The sequence below is a fragment of the Proteiniborus sp. MB09-C3 genome, from assembly GCF_030263895.1.
GTDB lineage: Bacteria > Bacillota > Clostridia > Tissierellales > Proteiniboraceae > Proteiniborus.
This window is the reverse complement of sequence record NZ_CP127161.1, coordinates 3829322-3855896: the sequence shown is the minus strand read 5'-3', so window position 1 is coordinate 3855896 and position 26575 is coordinate 3829322. Positions and strand designations below refer to the sequence as shown.

18 protein-coding genes are annotated in these 26575 nt (G+C 32.3%); 16 read left to right on the top strand and 2 right to left on the bottom strand.

The window, feature by feature from the left end; translation table 11 throughout:
* The first annotated feature begins 21 nt into the window (after positions 1–21).
* From murJ to QO263_RS18700, 13 genes are all read left to right on the top strand, one after another.
* On the top strand, positions 22–1566 hold the full coding sequence (gene murJ / locus QO263_RS18760) for a murein biosynthesis integral membrane protein MurJ (protein ID WP_285624862.1): 1545 nt from the start codon (positions 22–24) through the stop codon (positions 1564–1566).
* A 1451-nt stretch (positions 1567–3017) separates the two neighbouring features.
* Positions 3018–4328 (top strand): GumC family protein, encoded by a 1311-nt coding sequence (locus QO263_RS18755; protein WP_285624859.1) that lies wholly within the window; start codon positions 3018–3020, stop codon positions 4326–4328.
* A 48-nt stretch (positions 4329–4376) separates the two neighbouring features.
* Positions 4377–7358 carry an O-antigen ligase family protein gene (locus QO263_RS18750; RefSeq protein ID WP_285624857.1) on the top strand — a complete coding sequence of 994 codons (2982 nt, stop codon included), beginning with the start codon at positions 4377–4379 and terminating at the stop codon, positions 7356–7358.
* A 110-nt stretch (positions 7359–7468) separates the two neighbouring features.
* Positions 7469–7957 (top strand): COG2426 family protein, encoded by a 489-nt coding sequence (locus QO263_RS18745; protein WP_285624855.1) that lies wholly within the window; start codon positions 7469–7471, stop codon positions 7955–7957.
* Positions 7958–7966: 9 nt separating this feature from the next.
* Positions 7967–8422, top strand: a complete 456-nt coding sequence (locus tag QO263_RS18740; RefSeq protein WP_285624853.1) for a VanZ family protein — start codon at positions 7967–7969, stop codon at positions 8420–8422.
* Positions 8423–8847: 425 nt separating this feature from the next.
* Entirely contained in the window at positions 8848–10164 is a 1317-nt protein-coding gene (locus QO263_RS18735; RefSeq protein WP_285624850.1) for a reverse transcriptase domain-containing protein, read from the top strand.
* 339 nt (positions 10165–10503) lie between these two features.
* Entirely contained in the window at positions 10504–11358 is an 855-nt protein-coding gene (locus QO263_RS18730; protein ID WP_285624848.1) for a macro domain-containing protein, read from the top strand.
* 14 nt (positions 11359–11372) lie between these two features.
* Positions 11373–12398, top strand: a complete 1026-nt coding sequence (locus QO263_RS18725; protein ID WP_285624845.1) for a DarT ssDNA thymidine ADP-ribosyltransferase family protein — start codon at positions 11373–11375, stop codon at positions 12396–12398.
* 234 nt (positions 12399–12632) lie between these two features.
* Complete coding sequence (locus tag QO263_RS18720; RefSeq protein ID WP_285624842.1) at positions 12633–14204, top strand: PTS transporter subunit EIIC; 1572 nt, start codon at positions 12633–12635, stop codon at positions 14202–14204.
* A gap of 2 nt (positions 14205–14206) precedes the next feature.
* Entirely contained in the window at positions 14207–14962 is a 756-nt protein-coding gene (locus QO263_RS18715; RefSeq protein ID WP_285624839.1) for a MurR/RpiR family transcriptional regulator, read from the top strand.
* Between the two features lie 5 nt (positions 14963–14967).
* A complete protein-coding gene (locus tag QO263_RS18710; RefSeq protein WP_285624836.1) occupies positions 14968–16302 on the top strand; it encodes a family 4 glycosyl hydrolase in 1335 nt (444 codons plus the stop codon).
* Positions 16303–16314: 12 nt separating this feature from the next.
* A complete protein-coding gene (gene nagA / locus QO263_RS18705; protein WP_285624833.1) occupies positions 16315–17502 on the top strand; it encodes an N-acetylglucosamine-6-phosphate deacetylase in 1188 nt (395 codons plus the stop codon).
* A gap of 235 nt (positions 17503–17737) precedes the next feature.
* Positions 17738–19624, top strand: a complete 1887-nt coding sequence (locus tag QO263_RS18700) for a polysaccharide biosynthesis protein (RefSeq protein WP_285624830.1) — start codon at positions 17738–17740, stop codon at positions 19622–19624.
* A gap of 51 nt (positions 19625–19675) precedes the next feature.
* On the opposite strand, the gene QO263_RS18695 is transcribed toward QO263_RS18700, so the two are convergent.
* Complete coding sequence (locus tag QO263_RS18695; RefSeq protein ID WP_285629358.1) at positions 19676–19810, bottom strand: hypothetical protein; 135 nt, start codon at positions 19808–19810, stop codon at positions 19676–19678.
* A 152-nt stretch (positions 19811–19962) separates the two neighbouring features.
* Between QO263_RS18695 and QO263_RS18690 the strand changes: the two genes are divergently transcribed.
* Positions 19963–20826 (top strand): DUF4438 domain-containing protein, encoded by an 864-nt coding sequence (locus QO263_RS18690; RefSeq protein WP_285624828.1) that lies wholly within the window; start codon positions 19963–19965, stop codon positions 20824–20826.
* Between the two features lie 2 nt (positions 20827–20828).
* Here QO263_RS18690 and QO263_RS18685 read toward each other — a convergent pair whose 3' ends face one another.
* Positions 20829–22502 carry an MASE3 domain-containing protein gene (locus tag QO263_RS18685; RefSeq protein ID WP_285624826.1) on the bottom strand — a complete coding sequence of 558 codons (1674 nt, stop codon included), beginning with the start codon at positions 22500–22502 and terminating at the stop codon, positions 20829–20831.
* Between the two features lie 201 nt (positions 22503–22703).
* Here QO263_RS18685 and QO263_RS18680 point away from each other — a divergent pair, with 201 nt between their 5' ends.
* Both QO263_RS18680 and QO263_RS18675 read left to right on the top strand, forming a co-directional pair.
* Positions 22704–25238 carry an aminotransferase class III-fold pyridoxal phosphate-dependent enzyme gene (locus tag QO263_RS18680; RefSeq protein WP_285624823.1) on the top strand — a complete coding sequence of 845 codons (2535 nt, stop codon included), beginning with the start codon at positions 22704–22706 and terminating at the stop codon, positions 25236–25238.
* Positions 25239–25407: 169 nt separating this feature from the next.
* On the top strand, positions 25408–26574 hold the full coding sequence (locus tag QO263_RS18675) for an exonuclease SbcCD subunit D (protein WP_285624820.1): 1167 nt from the start codon (positions 25408–25410) through the stop codon (positions 26572–26574).
* Position 26575: the final 1 nt, after the last annotated feature.

The window sequence follows — 26575 nt, the reverse complement described above, 5'->3', positions numbered from 1 at the left end:
TGAAAAGTGGTGAGAAAGTTATTGAAGAAAACAGTATTAATTTTAATAATTATATCAATTTCATCTAAAATAATAGGTTTTGTACGTGATATTGTATTGTCATATTATTATGGAATCTCTTTTGTTGCAGATGCATACTTAATATCTACAACATTACCACTTACTATATTTGCCTTTGTAGGTGTAGGAATAGCTACAACCTATATTCCTTTATATAATAGCATAGAAAATGATTTTGGGGTAAGTGAAGCAGAAAAATTTACAAATGATGTTGTGAATTTTATTTTAGTTTTATGTTCTATTATTGTTATTATAGTATTGTTATTCACAGTTCCAGTTATTAAATTATTTGCTTCTGGGTTTAATAATGAAGTTTTAGATTTAACTGTTTCTTTAACGAGGATAAGTGTATTTGGCATATATTTTACAGGATTAGTATTTGTTTTTAAAAGTTATTTGCAAATAAAAAATAATTTTGTGATTCCTGGATTAATAGGAATTCCTTCCAATCTTATTGTAATTGCATCCATTAGTTTAAGTGGTGCATTTGGTACTCGCTTACTTGCTATAGGGAGTGTATTAGCTGTATTTGCCCAAGTTTTGTTCCTTACTCCATCGTTAAACAAAAATGGTTATAAATATAGAATGAGATTTAATCCTAAAAGCAATCATTTAAAACAAATGATTAAGCTAGCATTACCAGCAAGCTTAGGTGTTTCTGTGGACCAAATAAATGTTTTGATTGATAGAACAATTGCTTCTAATCTAATAATTGGGGGTATTGCAGCTTTAAATTATTCTAATAGACTAATTTATTTTGTACAGGGTTTATTTGTGACATCAATAGCTACAGTTTTTTATCCCAGGATTTCTAAAATGCTTGCTCAAAATGAGAAAGTTGGCTTTAAAAAATCAATTCAGGAATCTATAATAGGAATGGTTTTATTAATTATTCCATCAGCTATAGGCTTGATGATATTATCTAAGCCTATTATTGAAATGTTATTTGGAAGAGGAGCATTTAATTCGCAAGCAATCAAGCTCACTTCGTCTGCATTATTTTTTTATTCATTAGGAATTGTTGGGGTTGGGTTACGAGAGATACTATCTAGAGTATTTTATGCAATGCAAGATACAAAAACACCTGTAATTAATGCCTCATTAGGAATGGTAATGAATATTACCTTAAATATTATTCTTTCACGTTACATTGGAATCAATGGATTGGCATTAGCTACATCAATATCAGCAACGTTCACTACATTTTTATTATTCATAAGCCTTCGCAAGAAGATAGGACCATTTGGAATGAAACAAATATTCATTTCATTTTTAAAAATCCTATTTGCCTCATTGGTTATGGGCTTGCTAGCTAAACTTAGTTTTAATTATCTAATAACCATTTTGTCACATAATTTTTCGCTTATTATAGCTATTGGATTTGGAGCGGTATCATACTTTGTAATTATCTGTTTTATGAAGTTCAAAGATGTTGACGTAATAGTTGGAGCTATGAAGAAAAAAATTGATAGAATGATAAATCAAGGTACCAATAAGACCCTTTAATTCGCTTATTTACCAAGAATGATAGGGTATAGTGGAATGTGTGAGGTTGAGTGCTGAGTAGGATAGGTACATATATCGCAAGTTATGGAGTAATACATAAATATCAATACAATCTCTTTAATAGTTTAGTTTATTTAACAAAGTAAGCAGCAGAATAACATAGGAAACTGAGCAGTAAAAAAATGTTAAAGTGAGTTCTGTAGAGAGTAATTTTCTTTAAAAATAAAGGAGTGTTGATAACTTAAATTAACAACTTATAATATTCTGAGATTATCTCTTACTAAGGGCAAGTTGCTATGTAATGATGTATAAGTGAAGTAAATTGGGAGAATTCATAGAATAATTATAACAGGTATACACGGAATAATAAAAAGAGCAATTCAATAGATAAAATAGCTGATTATATTACTTCACTTATTCGTATATAGGACTCAATTTATGAGGATAATGTTTAAAGATTTATATATGTGAAATGAAGAGATGATGGAAATACTTTATAATATCGATAATAAGGAATTAAACTATATCCATGGTGATTGCTTCATTTCTAAATTAATTATAAATAGCGATGAATTTGAGGAACAACTGAGTTTGCTTCAGAAGAAGTCCTTTTTACATTTTGAAGCTATAGGAGTTTTTGAAGCATAAAGAAAAGAGTCATTATGAAGTGATTTTTTAGTACCAAGTATAGGTTTAATGGTTGAAATTTTTTTGTTATCAAATAAGAATAAAATAGCAAATTTAGAGGTATAGGATTGAAAAAATTAGAAAAGTGCAATCCTTCATTGAAAAAGTTAGAATTAATTAAAGAACTGCTCTAATTGATTCTGATTTTATCACTATTTTGGAAATTATAGTTTTTCAAGCTCAATTCTTCTATCAATACGGGTCAAGAGGTCTGTTTGAGTTGTTTTGGCATAGTATCGTGTCGCCGCTCCATGAGCACTGTCGTCTGCTAAGTTTCTATCATTTAATTGGCTATATCATATTAGTTGGTTATAAGAAGTTTCTTAAATGGTTCATTTATAAACTTGATTATGGAACAAGCTCAATCGCTTAGTCTGTTTTATAAGTAAATTTTATAAGAAAGTTGATGGTTTACATATGAGCAAAATTAAAAAGATTATAGATCAATTAAGAGAGGGAGTAAATGTGCTTGCCAATGATATAGATAATTATGATAGATAGGAGATACTTGAACTTAGAATTAAAATGGATATTATGTGCGAATATATTAGATGAAGAGAGTGGGTGCTGTACTCATTATTCTGCGGTTATTAGATATTTTTACTGGAATCTATGTAGCATAGTTTACGTCTAAAATAATACTTATAGCTATATTTTTGACTTTAGAGTTTTGAAGAAAAAGTAAAAATGAATTAATAATTTACAAAATAAATTAAACATATGCTATAATGAATGATATGAAATATAGAAAGTGAGGTTAGCATATGCAGCAACAAGAACTAATACAACAATATGATTACGAAGAAATATCACTAAGAGAGCTCATAGAAATCCTATTAAAAGGTTGGAAGCTAATAGCTATCATAACTGCTATATGTGTACTAATGTCTGGAGTGTTTAGCTTCCTTATAATAAAACCTACATACGAAGCAAAATCAGTACTTATGGCATCTCTTGCAACGGACAAGCTAGCTAATATAAGCAAAAATGGAGAAAGTGTGGAAGCTATCCTAAGTACTATATCTACATACCCCGTGTTGACTATACAAACATATAAAGAGCAAATAAAAAGTCCTAAGGTGCTACAGCAAGTAATAGAGGAATTAAGTCTTACTGAAAAAGAGATAACAAGAGTAGGGCTAAGAGATATGATAAGTCTTGAAGCCATAAAAGATACTAATCTTATTGAGATAAAGGTAACACATAATGATCCAAAGTTAGCTGCTGATATAGCTAATGCAGTAGCAAAAAGGTTCACAGAATTTGTTACAGATATATCTAGAGAACAGGCATCTAAATCATCTAAATTTCTTAAAACACAAATTGAATCGGAGAAGCAAAAGCTAGACGAGGCTTCCCTAGAGCTTAAGAAACTAATGGCGCAGCCAAGAGGAGTAGATGAATTGGTAAGTGAGCAAGAAGCCAAGCTTATATTATTAAGTGAATACAAGGTTGGAGTAGTAGAAAAGGAAGTTGAATTAAGCAAATTAAAAGCAGGACTAACAGCAGCAGAAGAAGAACTTAAAGACACTCCTAAGATACTTGTAACAAACAAATCTGTATCGGAGGATCAGCTACTAAGTAGTATAATATCAGAAGAGAAAAATAAATCAGCTATTGAAACAGCTAGTATTACAATGAAAAACGAAGAAATAAATATAAATTACTTTGAACTATCAACAAAAGTAGCGGAATATAAAATGATGGTATCAGAAGTTTCTGAAGAATTAGAAATGATGAAGGCAAAAATAGATGAAACACAGAAAGAAATAGAAGCGATTCAATCAGACTTAGCAGAAAAGAAACATCAGCTTAATCTTGTGCAAAGAAATGTAGATATAGCACAAGCAACCTATGATGCTTTTCTAAAAAAATATGAAGAAACTAGGGTTGTAGAAGCAACTGAAATGGGAGAATCCACCATAAACATAGTTTCACATGCACTTGTACCTATAAGACCAGTGGCTCCTAGGAAAATGCTTAATGTAGCTATTGCGGGAATATTAGGTGTGATGGTAGGAATATTTGTTGCATTTTTCAAAGAATACTGGCAAAAATCAGCTGTTCAATTATAGTTTTAGACAAATTAATACGAAATTTTAGTAATATATGGAGGTAACTCTATGGTAGCAAAATCTGCTTCTATAAATAGAAAGTCAAATTCTACAACTGAATATTTAGTATTTTGGGGACTATGTTTATTACTTTTTTTAGGTCCATATTTTAGAGGTCTGTTTTTTGAAACAGAACTACTACCTGCACAAATATTTTCTTTTTTATTAGCTTTGATATGGATAGCATATAAATATAAAGATAAAAACTATAAGCTCATAAAATCTAGTATAGACATATTAGTTTTATGTTTAACTCTAATGTACTTTGTTTCTATAATATATGGTGTAAATACAAGATTTGCTATTATAGAGGCTTTAAAGTATGGAAATTATTTTGCTATATATATATTAGCTAGAGATTTAATATCCGATGAAAAGCATCAAAGATATTTACTTAATACTATAATCCTAAGTGCTGTAGGCATAACTTTAGTAGGTATAGGTTCTGCTATTGGAACATGGGAGTACAATGGTGCTGTTATAAGTGGTAGGATAAGTTCTACCTTTCAATACCCAAATACTTTAGCTTCATATTTAGCAGCAGTATTTGTATTGATAATAGGTTTAATTATTATAGAAGATAATAAAAAAACCAAGGCATTATATGGGATAAGTTCTTCTTTAATGCTATTTACTTTTATACTTACATATTCAAGAGGAATGTGGCTGATTTTACCTATATTATTTATACTCTTATTCTTCATTATTCCAAACAAAAGAAAGCTAGAACTTATTGTATATACAGCTACTAATGTAGTAGTAGCAGTTCCTTTAGCTTTTTTGTTTACAGCGTTGCTAGCGAATGGAAAAAGTACAGGGCTTTGGATGATAGTTATTGGCCTAATAATAGTTTCAGCATTACTTACCTATGTAGTGTCACTAATATCTCATAAGCTTCAGCAGGTGTCTATGAAGCTACTTTTTACTTTTGTTATGTCTATATTAATATTTCTGGGAATAGGAGCTGTTATTGCACTTAATACTACTACAGAGCTTACATTAAGTAACAATACAGATAAGGATAATTGGACTATTATTACAAGAAGTATAGGCGGTATACTTCCAAATCAAGAGTATGAACTAAAGATAAAATATACAGGGACTAATACAAAAGACAAGTCGCATATTGGTAGAGTAAGAATAAATTTTGTGGGCTTGGACGATGATAAGGAAAAGGTAGATAATGTAAGTTTGATTGAAATAAAGGAGCCCCAAGGAGAGTTAAATATCCCACTGATTACATTAGACAATACAGAAAGTCTTAGGATTAATTTTGATAACTACTATGTAGGTACAGGTATTACTTATATTGAGGCTTCACTTTTTGATAAAAATGGTATACTAATTAAAGAAGTACCTCTAAGGTACAAATATATACCAGAAAACATCTATAATAGATTTCAAAATATTAGTTTAAGAGAAAATAGCTCTCAAGCCAGAATAGCTTTTTATAAAGATGCATTCAAGGTAATACAAGATTATCCTATATTAGGAACTGGTGGCGGTGGTTGGCTAACACTATATCAAATGTACCAATCATACTCATATTGGACTACCCAAGCCCACAATTACTTTTTACAGATGTGGATAGAAGTTGGTATAGTTGGACTAGCGCTATTTATAGTTTTAATTTTGATTTTAGTATATAAACTTTTTAAATTATATAGAATTGCAGAATTAGAAAATAATAAGATAGTTGTCTCTGCAATCTTTACAGCAGTAGTTGGCATACTTATACATGCATTTATGGATTTTGATTTATCATTAGTTTCTTTAACAAATATACTGTGGGCATTTATTGGCATATTATCTGGTAGTGCTTTGATTATACCAGGAAAAGAGGTAATACCTAATAGACCAAAAGACAAAAATCTTAAATCCAAGTATGGTTATATGGATATTATATTTTCTGCTTTTTTAATATTGGTGATAATAGGTTCATCATCACTTGCATTAAGTGATTCTTACAAAGAAAAAGGATTGGCTGCAAATGAAAGACAAAATATCAATGAAGCTCTTAAATATTTTGAAAAAGCATCAAAGCTTGATCCATTTATGGCTGAATACAAGATGGACTTAGGTGCATTTTATAGGGCAATGTATCAGGGAACAGGTAGTCGTGATTATCTAGATAAAGCAATAGATTCGGTAGATAAGGGACTAAGTTTAGCAAGTTATAATTCAAGATTGAATGCAGTAGGAAGTTCATTCTTTATGAGCATAGGACAGGTTGATAAAGCTTTAGAACTAGTAGAAAAGTCAATAGATCTTCAACCAATGAGAGTAGAAAACTATACTCAAAAATGTGATGCATATTTAACTGCGTTTTATCATTATGTAGATCAAGGTAATATAGATGTAGCTAAAGATGTTTTAGGAAAGGGCTATGGAGTAAAACAACAGATAAAAAATATCAATTCTATAGCGTTGAGACCTCTTACATATAACGAAGACCTATTATATAAAATAGGATTTTTACAATTTAATTATGAGAATCTAAATAACCAAGAATATATTATAGACGAAAACTATGCACTTGACTTTGCCTACTACTTTAACTTAGACATAAATGATGATGGAAAGATTGATAAGTTAGTTACATATAATTCTAGAGGTGGAAACATCAAATATAAGCTGAAAGAGGAGCAAGATGGTAGCTTCATTAGAGTAACTAATGATGGAAGTAAGTATGGTTTAGTATTTCCATATGATCTAAAATTAGAACCTGATACAGAATATAGGGTCTTATTTAAAGCTAGAGGTAATGTAAAAGAAGATACATTTAGATTTTTTGTATATGATAATAATGCTGAAAAGAAGACACAAGGAGATTTAGGATATTTAGCACTTGGTGAAAATTGGACTGTGTACGAATTAGACTTTAAGACAGATTCAGACATTGAGCCAGGTACTCAATATTTAGGATTTCAGCATAACGGAAATGATGACGGCTATATTGACTTAGAAGAAGTGATTATGTTTAAAAAATAGTTTTTAATTATAAAGACCTCAGCATATAAGGGATTATTCCTAAATAGCTGGGGTCTATTTTCAAAGACGATTTTAAGGGACTTGTTTAAGTCATGTAAGGAGAATGGTATATGGGATCATTTTTAAATGAGATATTTAGTTTCTTATCAGTAGAATTCACAGTAATGCTAACAGCAGCACTACCTATTATAGAACTTAGAGGAGCTATTCCAGTGGGTATTTCATTAGGGTTGTCTCCTCTTCATTCCACTATATTAAGTTTTATAGGAAGTATGATACCTGTACCTTTTATTTTGTTCACCATTCGCCCTATATTTAATCATTTGAAAAAGACTAGAGCATTTAAAAAACTAGTACATAAAATTACAGTTAAATCCTTCAATAAAAGCGGAAAAATCCAGAAGTATGGTGCATGGGGTTTACTTGTATTTGTGGCTATTCCTCTTCCAGGGACTGGAGTATGGAGTGGTAGTCTAGCTGCAGCACTTCTTGATATGAGATTCAAATGGGCATTTCCTGCTATATTTGTAGGGAACTTAATTGCTGGAATTATTATCATGGGAGTCAGCTACGAAGTGTTTAAGGTGATTGTTGGGTAGAGACGGATTATGACAGAATGTAATGGAATAAACTTAAGAAAAAAACTTTCTTGGATAGCAGTTATTATTTGGATGGCTTTAATTTTTTATTTATCACATCAGTCAGCAACGAAGTCTAATGATTTAAGTACAGGGATAACAGAGAAGATCATAAGAACGGTGGAAAGGGTCGCCCCAGATTTAGAGCTTGATTTAGGGAACTTTAATCATATCACAAGAAAGAATGCACATTTTTTTGCTTATTTGATACTGGGGATTTTAGTGATAAATACTCAGAGATATGGAAATGTGCATGGATATAGAAAAATAGTCTTAGCTTTAACAATATGCGTTTTTTATGCTATAAGTGATGAAATTCACCAGTTATTTATTTCTGGCAGAAGTGGGCAGTTTAAAGATGTACTTATTGATACTGTTGGAGCTATTTTTGGAATTATAGTTTATTCAGTATCTAGTAAAAAATGAATTAAAATGATCTTAACACTTTGTTATTTATGTTAATCCCTAAATAGTTTGTATAATTGGAAATAAAATTGCTAAAACATTGAAGAAATAGATTATTTAGTATATAATGAAGATGCCTTATGAAATCATATTTACTATTGTCATAAGGGATAATTGTATCCGTAGTCAAGTAAGAATCTGACTATGAATAATAATGTGAATTGTATAAGAGTTATATTGTACATTCCATGACCTCCTATTAATGGTTCAATTTCATTATAACTATTGATAATGTAATCATATACCAAATCGTATTTTGGAGGATGGTAGAGGACAATATTTAGTATGATTTAGATCAATACTTAATATTGTTCAGTAACTAAAATGCTTGTTAGCTTTAGATATCTACCGGTCGTATAGCTAACAAGCTCTTTTGGAGGAAATACATGAAGAAAAAAACTGTTTTTAAAAGCAAACGGTATACTCATTTAGATATAAAGAAAAACCATCAAAAATATAAAAAGTTAATTGAAAGTCCTGAATGGATAAAGTCGCATGGGTTTTATCCATTTATTCATTATATTATTAAATTTAATAAATACGTTTATAATAAAGATACTAAAACAAAAGAAGAAAAAATAAAAGAGAGAGATATTTTCTATTCTTCGCATATAGATAGATTTATTTATCAGTATTATGGACAGATTACAAATGATTACTATAATAGAATAGCAATAGATAAAGGAATAAACAAAGTAGCTACGGCATATAGAAATACGTTACCTGGTAAATGCAATATTCATTTTGCAAGAGAAGCATTGGAATTTATAGTAAAATATGAAAGCGCTTTTATATTTATTGGTGATTTTACAGGTTTTTTTGATAATTTGGATCATGAATATCTAAAAGAGAAATTAAAACAAATATTAAAGGTAGATAGATTGCCACATGATCATTTTTCAGTTTTAAAAAACATAACTAATTATACATACATAGAGCTTGAAGATATAGAGAAAATAAAAGGTAAAAAAAGTAGGGAGATGAGAAGAGACCTCAAATATTTTAATACGCAAGAATTGAGACAATTTAAAAAAGAATATTTGAAAAAAAATGAAAACTCTTATGGAATACCTCAAGGTTCATCAATTAGTTCTGTTTATTCAAATGTCTATATGATTGACTTTGATAAACAGATGAATGATTATGTTACAAGTAGAAAAGGCTTATATAGAAGATATTGTGATGATTTAATTATAGTCATTCCTATGAAAGAAATAGATATAAATAAAGATATACATATTCATCATATAGAAATGATTGATAAAGTAAAAGGAACTATACCTAGGCTAAACTTAAATATGGATAAAACTGAACACTTTTTTTATAATAAAAATTCAGACAGAAAATTAGTTAATTTAAATTCCAATAAAGATGTGATTAACTATTTAGGATTTAGCTTTGACGGACAAGTTGTTAAGATAAGAGATAAGACTCTATTCAAGTATTATTCTAGAGCTTATAAAAAAGTTAAAGTTGTTAAGAAATACAAGGATGAAAAAGAAGGAAATGCTGTTAAAAAGTCATTGTATAGATTATATACTCATTTAGGTGACAAGAAATCTAACAAAGGATATGGAAACTTCATAACATATGCAAGAAAGTCTGAAAAAGTCTTTCAGGAGAGTAATTATTTGGAGAATAGAATAAATGATCAGACTAAAAGACATTGGCAAAAAATTCATAAAAGGCTCCAGGATGAATAGGTAGTATGCAAAAAAAGATATAATATAAAATGTTGTAGTATCCTAAGAATATTTCATATTAATGTAAATGTTTTTAATCTTATATGTTAACTTTTAGCCAAGAAAACAAAAAAATAACTGGGTTAGAACATTTTTGAAAATTCAATTACTTACTTAAAAAACTACGCAGAGTGTCATTTGATATCTTTCCGAACTCTTGTTCTAATTGAGCTTGAATGATATAATAAAACAAAGAATGTATACTTAATTAATAGTAGTGTAATTTATTGTAAAGTATAATGGATAAAATATTAATTAATGAATTTTATGATTAGATTTTTTTCGTGAAGGAGGTTATATATGCTTACATATATAAAAGGAGATATATTTAGTAGCCCAGCACAGGTATTAGTTAATACGGTTAACACAGTAGGTGTTATGGGAAAAGGTATAGCCTTGGAATTTAAGAATAGATACCCTGAAATGTTTAAAGTCTATCAAGAAATATGCGATGATAATAACTTAGAAATTGGAAAACTTATGTTATGGAAAAAAGATAAAAGGTGGATTTTACTCTTTCCGACAAAAAGACACTGGCGTTCACCATCTAAAATAGAATATATAGAAAAGGGGCTAGAAAAATTTGTACAGTCTTATGAGAAACTTGGAGTCGAATCGATTGCATTTCCAAAGCTAGGATGTGGGAATGGGGGCTTAGATTGGGATGTTGTAGGACCAATGATGGAAAAATATCTTAAAAACCTTCCAATTCAAGTATATATATATTTAGATAATTATAAAGAAGAAAATCCAGAACATAAACAGCCATTAGAAATGGAGAATTGGTTAAGAAGTAATGTTAAATCCCTTGGATTTTCTTTTATAAAAGAAGAGATAAAAAAAGTTATAAATACTAATAATGAACTTTTTGTAGAAGAGGGTGAGCTAAAACATATATCGTGGGAAGATGATGGGATTCACCTGATTAATGGAAGTGAGATATTGATAACAGAAGAAGACATGTGTGATTTTTGGAATTATATTCGTGATGTAGGGGTTATAGATATTGAGAGGCTACCGAATAGATTTGAAGATTATGGCTTGATTATGTTAGATATTTTAAGACGTTTAGAATATGTTCAACCAATAATTATTGTAAACAATAGTGATAAGAACTTACTGAAAAGTAATGGATATCAATACGTTAGTGAATAGGTAGGTGAGCTTTTATGACGACCTATAATGAAATTATAAACGAGCAGAGGGAAAGATTAAATAAAAATATTAACTGGTGGCCATTATATTTATATCATTTTACTGATGTGCATAATGCAGTAAGTATTATTGATAGAGAATATATATTAGGAAGAAAACAAGCTAATGAGGAAAAACTTATGATTACCGATAATGCGAGTTCTCAAGTAATTGAGATTACAAATGAGGAAGTTTCAAAATACGCAAGGTTATACATGAGGCCTAAAACGCCAACGCAGTATCACAATGAAGGATATAAGCCACCCCATATTAGAGAAACCAACTTAAATGCTAATTGTCCTGTTCCGGTTTTCTTCCTACTTGATGCGGAAAAAACTTTATCAATGGATGGAGTTAAGTTTATAGAAAAGGGGCTAGCAGGGCGAGCTTATAACAATGAAAACTTACTTGATGGAGCGGAAAATTTTGCATATTTAAACTTTCAAAAAATATTTCATGATGGACCTTTTTCACAGGGAAGTGATATAAAACAATATCGTCATACAGAAGTAGTTCGAGAAAATGGAATCCCTATCTCAGATATCATTAGGGGGATAGCTTGTAGGAGCATTGCAGAAAAACAGACATTATTATATTTATTAAAAAAGACTTCAATCAAAAAATATAACAAATATAAAAATATTATAATGTACAAGCCAGAGACAGACCTTTTTTTCAACAATGGAATATTTATAAAAAATGTAAAATATGAAGAAGGTAGATTCTGTTTTTATTTGAATGATAATAGCAATAGATATAATTATGTTGCCGCTAATGGAGAAGACATTGAATTTAATGTTAATGTTGATTGGTTAGGAAATGATTTCGAATTTTTAGAAAGAACATCAGGATATACCAAGCTTGACTATAGTGATACTATAAAATTAGCTTATGCACCAAAAACAAAGGTGAAAAGTAATTTAGTATTGCTCGAGGTAAGTTTTGATAATTGTTTAATGTATTTAAATACATTAAAAATAGATGAGTTTGAATTAGTGTAGTAAAATTGGTATACTTAGTATTGAATAAAACAAAGAAAAAATTACAATGAAAACCCATATATTCTATGAATATTCCTTAGAATATATGGGCTTTTACTTTAGTCACAAAAACTGACCAAAGCAAAACTACACGGTCAAAGACACAAATACAAATAAAATGTTGTTTTCTGAGTATATATATATTAATCTTATTATGAAAGCGCTTTCAAAATATTCTGAAAAGGAGCGGGGAAGTTGACAAAGAAGGGGAGACTTAGTGAAAATATTCAAAGGTTTGGTCGTTCTTTACTATTGCCTATTGCTGTAATGGCACCGGTAGGAATGGCATTAGGGCTGACAGGGGCTTTGGTGCAAGGGTACATGATTGAAAGGGTGCCTTTTTTAGGGAATCCAGCTCTTCAAGCAGTTTTAGTTGGCTTAAGAAGTATTGCAGATGTAATCTTTACTAATATTCCAATACTTTTTGCCATGGGTGTTGCCTATGGAGTATCTAAAAAGGAAAAAGGCATTTCTGTATTTTCATCAATTATTTCTTATTTAATCTTAAATGCAACTATCAATGTATGGCTAAAGACAACAGGTAACTTGGCATCATCAGATCAAATGGCACAAGTTGGTCAAGGAATGGTTTTAGGTATTCAGACCCTTAGACTTGATGTATTAGGTGGTATTATAAGTGGACTTATAGCTGCATGGCTGACTGACAGATATCATGAGAAGGAGCTGCCAATAGCTTTCGCCTTCTTTAGCGGAAAGAAATTTGTACCTATAGTTACTATTGGAGTTACTATTGTTGCTGGACTTGTAATCCCATTTTTCTGGCAGTTTATAACCAAAGGGCTTATATCCATGTCTTCGCTTATTCTAAATGGATATATAGGAGTATTTTTAAATATTGTAATGGTAAGGCTTTTAATACCTTTTGGACTACACCATGTATGGAGTGCAATGCTTAGATTTACACCAGCTGGTGGAATATATATGATTGCAGGTGAAGAATTTGTAGGAGTATTGCCTGCACTTAATAAGATACTATTTGATTTAGGACCATCCCATGAGGCATGGGGAATGGTACCAAACTTGACTAGATTTATGGCTCAAAACCAAATGCTGGTTACACTATTTATGATTCCTGCCATAGGTCTTGCAATGTATAAAACTTCTTTTCATAAAAATAAGAAATTCGTAAAAGGTATTATTTTGACTATGGTGTTAACACCATTCTTAGGTAATATTACTGAGCCAATGGAGTTTTCATTTTTATTTATTGCTCCATTACTTTATGTTTGGTATGTGGTTTTAGCAGCCTCTGGTGCAGTAGCATTGGCAGCTTTAAAAACGGGAGTAGGCTACATTAGAGGAACTATTTTTGACTTCGCAATATTTGGTCTCATGTATGAAAATACTTCATGGTATAATCTATTTATAGTAGGTATTCCATTAGCTATAATTACGTATTTCTCATTTAGTTGGGCAATCAAGAAGTGGCATATACCTACACCTGGACGTGAAGAGGATGAAGTAGAATATAATACTCTATTAAAGGAAAAGAGATATGATGAGGTTGCACGGATAGTAATAGAAGCCATAGGCGGAAGACAAAACATAGTAAATGTAGAAAACTGCGTTACTAGACTTAGAATAGATTTAAATGATATGCATATTGTGAATAAGGAAAAACTTAAGGAATCTGGTACTTCGGGAATATTCTTCCCAGCTAAGAATCATATCCACATAGTATTTGGTCCAAATGTGGAATTTGTAAAGAATGCTGTAGATAAGGAATTAAGAGGGGAGCTGGCATAGAATTGAAGCTGAGCAAATTGACAGAGAGATACGATGAGTTAACTGATCTTGAAAAGAAAATAGTCGAATATATAATGAATAATCCGAGGAATATACAGAGATCCTCTGCAAGTGAAGTAGCAGATGCTCTTTATGTATCCAAAACCTCTATTATCAATCTGTCTAAAAAGCTTGGTTTTGAGGGATATAGCGAGCTTAGGTACTATGTAAAGGATTATCTAAAAGATAGAGAAAAGAACAGTCCTAATTTGTCCTTTGAAGAGATATTAGACGGCATCAATACAGAAGTGGCTAAGACTTTATCTCTTCAAAGCAAGGACAATATTAGAGAGATAGTAAAGAAAATACTGGGCTCAAGAATAGTATATGTAATAGGGAGAGGAGCTTCTAAGCCAATGGCGGATTTATTGTGCTCTAGGCTTGCTCTGCTTAATGTGAAGGCAATACTGATTTCAGACCCAAATATAATTGATGTATTAGGTGATTCTCTCTCCCTAGATGAGGCCATAATAGTCATGTCCTTATCTGGGGAGACAGAAAAGATTTTGACCATAGCCAAGACTGCAAGAGCAAGGGGAGTAGATGTAGTGGCCCTTACCTCTTTTACAAATAACTCATTGCAGAAAATTGCAAATTATAATATGTTTTGCTTTGCTGATGATACTCAGACAAAGTACAATGATTTGATTTCTAGAATCGGATTGCACACTTTAGTGCAAATATTGATATCCTACATTGAGATGACAGACAAGGAGTGATTATAGTGGAACGCAGGCCATTAACAGTTACTATTGTAGGTGCTGGAAGTACTAGAACACCAGCCCTCATTGGTAGTCTAGTTAATTATAGAGAAAGATTTCCTCTTAAGAAATTAATTTTATTTGATATAGATAAAAGCAGAATAGATGTACAGGAAGACTACATCAGACTTACAATGCAAAAATATTGTCCAGATGTAGAGCTGATATTTACAGATGATGAGGATAAGGCATATATAGGAATGGATTATGCATTTGTGCAGATGAGAGTTGGCGGCTTTGAGATGAGAAGCCATGATGAGAAAATACCTCTAAAATATGGACTAGTGGGACAAGAAACCTGTGGCCCCGGAGGCTTTGCCTATGGCATGAGATCTATTAAGCCTATGATTCATATGGTAAACAAGATTAGGGAATTTGCCCCAGATGCTTGGATTTTAAACTATACTAACCCGGCAGCCATAGTTGGATTAGCTTTATCTAAAGTATTTCCACATGATGATAAGATATTAAACATGTGCGATCAGCCTTACTCTATGATAAAGTCCTTTGCAAAAATATTAGAAGTAGATATGTATGATATAGAGCCTAGATACTTTGGACTTAATCATTTTGGCTGGTTCACTAAGCTATACAATTCAAAAACAGGTGAAGATCTTTTACCGAAGCTAAAGAATTATTTATTGGACCATGAATTTAAACCATTTAATGCAGAGCAAAGAGATCAGTCGTGGCTGGACACCTATAAAAATGTAAATAGAATGATGGAATTCTTTCCTGAATATTTACCAAATACTTATTTACAGTATTATTTTTTTGCAGATGATATTGCAAAGGCCAGCAATCCTGAATTCACTAGAGCTGAAGAAGCAAAGAGAGGCCGTGAAAAGCAAGTACTAGATATTTGTAAACAAGCTAGAGAGCAGGGCTCACTAGAAGGTGTACCATTGCTAATAGGTGAGGTCCATGGCAATATGATGGTAGAGGTAGCTGAATCTATAGCCTTTGATTTAAAGAAGGTATTCGTAATAATGGGTGTAAATAAAGGCAGAGATATAATACCTAATATGCCAGAGGATGCTTTTGTAGAAGTGGCTGGAGAATTATCAAAGGATGGAGCAAAGCTATACCCATATGGAGAAATAAAGACTTTCTATAAGGGCTTAATGGAGAACCAGCATGCCTATGAAAAATTAACTGTAGAAGCATGTTTAGAATCTAATTATCAAAAAGCCTTAGAAGCTCTTACTTTAAATCGCGCAGTTACAAAGCCTGAAAAGGCTAGGGCTGTATTAGATGATTTAATGGAGGTCAATAAGGATTATTGGAATTTAAAGTAGGAGGTGGATACTATGTATTTGTATTCTGAAAGAATATACACTCCTCAAGGCTTTAGAGAGGGATATTTGAAAATAGAAGATGGAAAAATTAAAGGAATTCTTGAAGATATTAATGAAGATTTTGTGGATTATAGAGATAGTATAATTGTACCTGGATTTATAGATGTTCATATCCATGGATGGGCTACAGGATCATTTGTCCATGAAGGTACTGAAAAGTCCTTAGAAAATATGTCAAAGGAGCTGGTAAAGGAAGGAGTGACTTCTTATTTACCAACTACAGGAACTGACTCACTGGAGAAAATAAATAGGCAGCTTGTGGAAGGGAAGAAAGCTATAGGAAACTATAGTCCTGAAAAAGGTGCTGATATATTAGGCTTTCACTTAGAAGGCCCCTTTATAAACAAAGAATTTAAAGGCATGCAAAAAGAAGAATATTGCTTAAATCCTTCTATAGAAATACTTGAGCAATTCTTTGAAAGCGGTGGAAAAGAAAATATAAAATTAATTACAATTGCTCCTGAATTAGAAGGCTCCTTGGAGTTTATTAAATATGCCAATAATGAAGGTATACAGTTGTCTATAGGCCATAGTGCTGCTGAGTTTGAAGATATAAAGGCATTAAAGGATTATGGATTAGGCGGATTTACTCATACCTTCAGTGGCATGAGAGGATTCCATCATAGAAGACTGGGAGTGGCTGGAGCTGCTATGTATTTTGATGATATGTATGCAGAGTTTGCAAAGCAAACAGGTATGACTGTCAAACCCGAAGCTTTTAAAATAATGTATAAGATAAAGGGACCTGAAAAAGTATTTTTAACATCAGATGCTGTAGGTCTTGCCCATGTGAAGAAACCATTTCACCATTATATTAGACAATGTACCTTTTCACCTGATGGAGATTATTTAAGGCTGATCTATGATGATGGCAGGGAAGACAGAATCTATAAATATGATTATGAAAAGGTAAAGGATTTGGAGCTAGGATATTTAGGCTCAGTTCGGAATGTAGTTAAAAATATAGATGCATCCATAGGAGATATAGTCAAGATGGCATCAGAGAATCCAGCAAAATATATTGGAGTCTATGATAAAAAAGGCTCAATAGAGGAAGGCAAGGATGCCGATTTACTCATTATAGATGGCTTGTGGAATCTAAAAGATGTGTATGTCAAAGGAATAAAGCAGTGGAACTAAGAAGCTAGACATTTAAATTATTTTGAATATATGGTCGAGCAGGGACAAAGCTGAAATGCTTTGTCCCTTTAATATAACTGGTCTTAAGGATATAAGAGATTCATGAGTAAAGCTATGACTATTGGAGGTATTGTATATAACTTTTCTTCTTATCACTAGCATAATAGTTAATATTTTGGTAAAATAATCATAGCATGTTAATAAAGTATATATTTTTTTAGAAGGAGTCTTTACTATGCAAAAAAAAGCTAGAGTTATTTTCCTAATCCTTTTAGATGCTTTTTTAATTAACCTTTCTTATTACATAGCACTATATCTAAGATTTGACGGAAATATTGAGGCTAATTACCTTAAGGTGTACATAAACAATGCACTTATTATCACATTATTAAAGATAATAGTATTTCATTATTTCAAGCTTTACAAAAGCCTATGGCGGTATGCTAGTATAGACGAGCTATTAAATGTAGTGGTAGCCTCTATAGTAGCCAATGCTGGAGTAATTAGCTATCTATTTGCACTACAGACCCATTTGCCTAGAGGGGTTTACGCTATTACTATTATGCTGGATATGCTATTAATAGGTGGAGTCAGATTCAGCTATAGGGCACTAAGGAGAGTTAATGGAGGCATACTTAGCAATGGAAATGGTTATAAGCATATTATGATAATAGGAGCTGGAGATGCAGGAGCAATGGTCATTAGGGAGCTTAAAAACCATACTCAGCTTAACAGCAGGCCTGTGGCAATAATAGATGATGATTTTCTTAAAGAGGGCCAAAGAATAAATGGGGTTCCTGTTATGGGGAGAAGAGTGGATATAGCTACCATAGCAGATAAAATGAACATTGATGAAATAATAATTGCTATACCTTCTGCTAGTAAAAGTGAGATAAGAAGTATTGTAAATGAATGCAAAAAAACAAAATGTAAACTAAAAATATTGCCTGGAATGTACGAGCTTATAGATGGCAAGGTCAGTATAAAAGAGATTAGGGAAGTGCAGATAGAGGATCTTTTGGGAAGAGATGAGATCAATCTCGACATTGATGAGATAAGCGGGTACTTAAAAGGAAAAAGAGTTCTAGTCACTGGTGGCGGAGGCTCTATTGGCTCAGAGCTTTGCAGGCAGATTGCAAAATTTAATCCCAATGAACTCTGTATTCTCGATATATATGAAAACAATGCTTATGATTTACAGAATGAGTTAAAAAGAAAATATGAGGATTTGAATCTCAGAGTTTTTATTGCTTCTATACGTGACAAGAAGCGTATTGATGAAATTATGAAAGACATAAGGCCGGATGTTATATTTCATGCTGCAGCACATAAACATGTACCTTTAATGGAAGATAATCCTAAAGAAGCTATCAAGAATAATGTTTTCGGTACTCTTAACTTAGCACAAGCAGCAGATACATATGGAGTAAAGCGATTTGTCATGATATCTACAGACAAGGCCGTAAATCCAACTAATATTATGGGAGCCTCTAAGAGAATTTGTGAGATGATAATACAGTCCATAGATAAGAAAAGCGAAACTGAGTTTGTAGCTGTCAGATTCGGAAATGTACTAGGAAGCAATGGGAGTGTTATTCCTCTATTTAAAAAGCAGATAATGGAGGGCGGGCCTGTTACAGTAACTCATCCAGAAATTATTAGATACTTTATGACTATACCCGAAGCAGCCCAGTTAGTTATACAAGCTGGAGCAATGGCAAAGGGTGGGGAGATATTCGTTCTTGATATGGGAGAACCAGTGAAAATTATAGATTTAGCAAGGGATTTAATAAAACTTTCTGGTTTTGAACCTGATGCAGATATCCCTATAGTATTTACTGGACTCAGGCAGGGCGAAAAGCTTTTTGAAGAATTATTGCTTGATGAAGAAGGTATACAGTCAACTGCTCATGAAAAAATATTTATTGGAAAACCAATATTTGCTGACTATAAGCTGATGTTAAAGTCTATAGATACTCTGAAAGAAATAATAGATAGCTGCGATGGCTCAGCTCTCAGAGATTACGTTCAGCAAATAGTACCTACATATAATAAAAATAATACAGGAGATACTAATGTAAGTTCTAATGGAGCGTATGTGGAGGTCTCTGCAAGTAGATAGACAAAGAGAGTATTCAAGGGAATACTCTCTTCAGTTTTTTGTTATAAGTACCTATTTACCAGCCTTTTCGAAGGCTATTAGATAATATTTCTCGCCTAACTGCTTTTCTAGTTGTTGTATTTGATTTAATTCATTATCATTTACATTACCTAAAGCCACTTGATCAAGATTGTTTTTCTTTTCCACAATCATTCCTCCTCATACAGTTTATTGTTATTATAGGCAATTAAAAATAAGTTTATTCAAAGGATAATGGCAAGTTGCTTAGCTTCTTGAGAACTTCAGTATCTTTTGATAAAATAGGAGCAGGAGATATTTTTATAGAGGGAGGCAACATTATGTTAAAGACAAATAGGGAAAAGATAGTAATGCAATCTGTTCAAGGCGAAATCCATAGCCCTATAGTTTCACTAAATCCTTATAGAATAAATAGAGACGGTATAGCTGAAATACTTCCAGCTACTGGAGGGATTACATACAATTTTAAAATAGGGGATTCATGTATGGATTTAGTAGGAGACCATATAGAGCCAGGAGTTAGCATTAAAAATGACAATGCTAATGAAAACAATGCTCTTATGCTTTTATCATGCATAGGCAATGAGGCCAGAGTTGTTTCGGGAGATGCTAAAGGTGCCAAAGGCTATGTAACTGGTATGCATGGCGGAATAGACCATGTACTAATATACTTCAGTGAAGAAGACATGGAGAAAATGGCTATAGGAGATATGATTCTAGTTAAAGCTCATGGACAAGGGCTAAAGATAGAAGGCTTTGATGATGTTAAATGTATGAATATAGATCCGAACCTATTTGAAAAATTAGGTATAAAACAAAATGCAGACGGAATATTAGAGGTGCCAGTAGTTACAGAAATTCCTGCATATTTAATGGGCTCAGGAGTAGGCAGTTCCACAGCTTTTTTAGGAGACTACGACATAATGACAGGAGATGAAGAAGCAAATAAGGAGTTTGAAATATATAAGCTTAGATTTGGAGATTTAGTATTGTTGAGAGACTGTGACAACACAAATGGACGTCAATACCTAAAAGGCTCTGTATCAATTGGGGTAGTTGTACACAGCGATTGTATAAAATCTGGTCATGGCCCTGGAATTACTGTTATCTTGAGTTCAAAGACTGCGAAAATAAAAGGCATAAAGACAGAAGATGCAAATATAGCATACTATTTAGGTGTTTAAAATCATACCTCTAAAATAAAATATGTAATATCGTCATCATGTATATAGCCTCTCCTAGTATTTTCTTTAATTACTAGGAGTATCTTTTCATTTAATAGTTTTATGTCATTATTTCTATTTTCCTTCATAATGCCAATGATAGTTTCTTTTTTAAGCAATGAATTATTTTTAAAAAACTCTGCTAATCCATCAGTATAAAATATAATTCTATCTCCGCTATCTAAATGGATACATCCATTTTTATATTCAGGGTTATAGAATTCACCAAATTTACATATAGGAAATCCAATGCTCTTATCTAAAAACTCCGATTCTCCGTTTTTTCTGACTAAGATTGGCAGAACATTCATGCCACCTGAACAATATGACAGCGTTTTTGTTCTTATATTGTATACAGCTCCAAACATTACTATATGCATTTCATCAGGAAAGTCAGATTTGTTAAATTCCTCATAAAAGTTAGCTAATTTTTGTGAGGGAGATATAATATTTTCTTTAGGGTTAAATAAGCCTGTAGGCTTCATTATTCTATCTGCAAATACAGTTATCACTGCGGCTGATACCCCATGGCCTGAAACATCTGAGATATACATTGACAGATTTTCTTCATCTAAAGCATGGATATTATAAAAATCACCGCTTAACTTTTCACATGGAATATATTCTGAAATAAACTTAGTATCAAAAATATTCAATGATTTCGGTGGAAGTAAGGATTGCTGTATTGTCTTTGCGTACTCCAAATCCTCCATTATTTTTCTGTTAACAGCTTGTATCTCAGCAGTTCTACGTTGAACTGTTTCCTCTAGATTATCTGCATATTTGCTGATTCTTTCGTTGGCCTTATCAAGCTCATCATAGGGATGATCTAGATTATAAGAAAAAATCGCTCGAAAAATAAAGAAGGCAGAAATTATGTTAAAGATGTGGCCTAAAAGGTTATATGTATCATATACGCTTCTATATAATGTAAATGCACAGTCAGTAAAAACTGCGAAACACAGGCCTATGTAAAATGTTTTATAAGTTTTATTTCCAGTATGTACATAATCCTTTACGTAGATAAATACAGTTATACATAAGATAGACATAATAAAGTATTCTAATAGTATCTTAAGCTGAGTCAGTCCCTGTCCATCAACGAACATAGAAGGAATTAAATGCTGTTTAAATGTACCTATGTAAAAGATTATTATGGTGACAAAAATACTCCCTGCTTGAAAATACTCTCTTTTTAAGTTAGTTTTTTTGTTTGCTGGTATAATAGCAGCCACAAAGAGTCCTATTGCCATAATAAGTCTGCTGATAATCCAAAAATTTGTAGCCTTTGGTGCAGAGCTTGCTGTAAAAAAGCTAGGCATGCCTTTATAGCTCATGGTATGAAAGAAGCTTACAGATCCGCTTATGAAAAATGTACTGCTGTAAATTAGTAGCCTAAATCTCTTATTTTTGTTGAAGGTATAATATGTGATGACATAGGTCATAAGGAAAATAAGTATCCCCAAAAACTCAAGGACTATATGCATTGCCAGAAATTCTGGAATATTTATAATTCCATATATCTGCTCTTCGAAAACTCCTATTATCTTCAAAAATGATAGATTTGCTATAAAAAGTGCTATTATCTTCAAATATTCTTTAGGGTCAACATTTAATTTTCTCTTTTCTAATATCATAAAAGGATTCTCCTTGATTCTACAGTTTTTCTGTTTATGATATATTTTCTACATAAATCGTCACAATCCTTTAAAATAATCCTTTAATTTTATTTTTAGGGCCCATATCCTAGGCGTATATCTCCATATTTTTATGAATAAATATTATCAAATATTCCAATAATAACTAAATGTATAGAATCTAAAAAAGAGGTGCTTGACTTGAATTTATTTAAAGAACATATGAACCCATACTTAGGGAGATTATTAGAAAATTTAAAAATGGACAAGACATATATAAAAGGAGAGGGCAGTTATCTATACGATGCTAAAGGCAATAAGTATCTGGATTTAATTGCTGCCTATGGAGCTTTGCCATTTGGCTATAATCCTGAGGAAATATGGGATGTAGTTCTTGAAGTGCATGCTAATAAAGAGCCTAGCTTTATGCAGCCTTCAACATTAAATTTTGCCGGAGCCTTGGCAGAAAAGTTAATTGAAGTGACACCAAAGGAGCTTAAATATGTAACGTTTACTAATAGTGGTGCAGAAGCTGTAGAAGCGGCAATAAAACTATGCAGATCTGCTACAAATAGATTAGGGATACTTTCAACTACAAATAGCTTTCATGGTAAGACATTAGGAGCACTTTCAGCAACGGGTAATAAAAAATATCACAGTTCTTTTGGTGCACCAGCTGATGGGTTTAATCATATCCAATATGGAAGCTTGGAAGAGCTAGTCATTGAGCTTCAAAGCAAACCAGATTATTATGCAGCTTTTATAGTTGAACCTATTCAAGGAGAAGGAGGGATAATAGAGCCTGAGAGAGGATATTTAAAAGCCGTAAAAACAGTATGTGAAAAATATGGCGTAAAGCTAATTGTCGATGAAATTCAAACAGGATTGGGACGTATTGGCAAACTATTTGCCATAGAGCATGAGGAGGTTGTGCCAGATGTGCTGCTATTATCAAAGGCACTAGGGGGAGGTATATTCCCAATAGGTGCCTGCATATCAGCTGAAGAAGTATATAATAAAGAATTTGCATTAAATCATTCATCGACTTTTGCAAACAATACATTAGGATGTAAAATAGGCTTAAAAGTACTAGAGTTATTGACTGAAGATGAAAGCATTTTAAATGATGTAAATGAAAAGGGAAATCTATTCAAAGATAGACTTATTCTGCTAAAAGAAAAGTATCCTAATATAATAAAGTCAATTAGAGGAAGAGGACTAATGCTTGGAATAGAATTTGATATTCAAAGACAGACATTTCCTAATAGTTTACTGAGTATAATGGCAGAGCAGGACCTATTAACTCCTATCATTTCCAGTTATTTGCTAAATGTAGAGAAGGTAAGAGTAGCTCCAACCTTAAATGGAAACAAGGTCATACGTATAGAGCCAAGCTTAAATATCAGTGAAAAGGACATAAAAATAGCATTAGAAGCTATAGAAAATATGCTATATGTTCTAAACAAAGGCAATACGGCTAAGTTTTTATCGTTTTTAATAGACAAAACTCTTGACAAAGAGTTCGAAGCTGAAAATAACACAATCTTACCTAGATTAGAGCCTCCAACAAATGATTATGGCAGATTTGGATTTTTAATTCATCCATTGGAATTAAAAAATTATATAGATTTTGATAGCTCACTTTCCTTATTAAGTGAAGATGAATTGAATCAGCTCACTGGAATGTGGGGAGATATGGTAGAGCCCTTTGTGGTATCTGAAACTAAAATAACATCTCAAAACGGTGGAAAAGCCTATGGAGAATTCATAGTTGTACCTAGAACAGCAGAGGAAATATCTACACTGCCAAAAGGAGAGGCAATAGGGGAGATTAAGAAAGCAATTAAATTGGCTAAGGACAGAGGAGCAAAGATTGTAGGATTAGGGGCATATACCTCAGTTGTTTCAGGCGGAGGATTATATGTCAAGGATGAAGGCATTTCCATAACTACTGGAAATAGCTACACAATAGTATCAGCCATTGATGCAGTGATGAAAGCATTAGAAGGATTAGATAAAAAAGCTGAAAGCTCTATAGCAGCAATCGTAGGTGCAACAGGCTCTATTGGTTATGGAGCAGCCTTGCTTATTTCAGAAAAGGTATCGAAATTGATATTGATAGGCAATCCGTCTAATGCAGAGTCCAGTATAAAAAGATTGTATAAAATATCAGGAAAGATATATAAACATTTAGCCACTATGGAACATATACATACTTACCATAAATGTAGCGTTATATGGGAAAGAATAAAGGAATACAATCCTCCAAGCTGGGATGCTCCAGTAGAATCATTTACAGAATTTGCACATAGATTAGATAGGCATGAATCACCTATAATTATCACTACAGATATTCACAGGGATTTACTATTGGCTGATATCGTCATAAGTGCAACAAGTTCAGTTGCAAGGATAATTAGACCGGAGCACTTAAAGCAAGGTGCTATAGTTTGTGATATGTCAAGGCCTAGAAATGTAAGCGAAGATGTAGAGCTTCTCAGACCCGATGTATTGGTAATTGAGGGTGGAGTCATAGAAATACCAGGAAGACCTTCCTTAGGTGTAAACGTTGGGCTAAAGGAAGGATATGCATTTGCTTGTATGGCTGAGACCATGATGCTAGCATTGGAAAAACATTATGAGCACACAAGTCTAGGAGCTTCGGGAATATCTATAGAAAATATTCTTTTAACAAGAAAACTAGGGAATAAACATGGATTTAAGATTAGTATTTAAATGAGATGGAAATCATAGGAGACAGTTCTGTTGCCACCTTAGGAAGTAAAAGCCAGACTTTTATAGTGGTATCTGACTGTCTCATTGTGATAATATTAAAGTAATAGATTATAGGTACAAAAGGATATAAAATCATCCTTTTGTGTGAATAAAAATGGGGGGAAAATAGGTGAGAATACTTCATACAGCGGACTGGCACATAGGTAAACAGTTAAATAATACAAGCCTAATAGAGGATCAAGAATACATATTGAAAAAAATAATCGAGATAATAGAAGAAGAGAGACCAGATGTTTTAGTTATAGCTGGAGATATATACGATAGATCCATACCACCAGTAGAAGCTGTTGAATTGTTGGACAAGGCCTTCAATAGGATTTTATTAGAATTAAATATCCCGATTATAGCCATAGCAGGCAATCATGACAACGGAGACAGGCTAAGCTTTGCTAGCGGCATCTTAAAAAACAACAAATTATATATAGAAGGCAGATTAAAGCCAAGAGTAAATAAAATAGTTATAGAAGACGATCACGGTCCAGTGAATTTTTATGTAATACCCTATGCAGATCCAGCCTACGTAAGAGAACTACATGGTAATAAAGATATTAGGACTTACAATGATGCTATGAAAGCAATAATTAGCGGTATTAATCAGGAAATGAATACTGACCAAAGAAATATAGCCATAACTCATGGATTTATTACAGGCATTGAAGAGCCAGAGACATGTGAATCTGAAAGAATATTATATGTTGGCGGGACGGATTTTGTAAGCTACGAGTATTTTAAACAGTTTAACTATACTGCATTGGGGCATTTGCACGGACAGCAAAAGGCAGGAGATGAAAGAATAAGGTACTCAGGCTCACCTTTAAAATATTCATTTTCTGAGACGGAACACAGCAAAGGTATAAAGCTAATAGATATAGATAGTGCTGGAAATGCAAACATTAGATTTAAGGAACTAAGACCAATGAGGGATTTAAGAATCATAGAGGGCAGCCTAGATGAATTGCTGGCACCAGATACATATAGAGGAACTAATACAGATGATTATATACATGCAGTATTAACAGACGAAGGGGAGCTTATGGATCCTATAGGCAAGCTAAGGTCGGTTTACTCTAATATCCTGTCAATGGAGAGAGGGAAAGCTGTTAATCGAAATAAGGATTCCAGAACTTCAGCAGGAGAAGGATTTAGACAAAAAACTAAATTGGAATTATTTAAAGCCTTTTATGAAAGCATGACAGGCAATGAATTTACTCCAGAAAGAGCCAGCATTATAGAAAAGCTGATAAATGAAATGAATAAAGCGGGAAGGAGTGAATAGA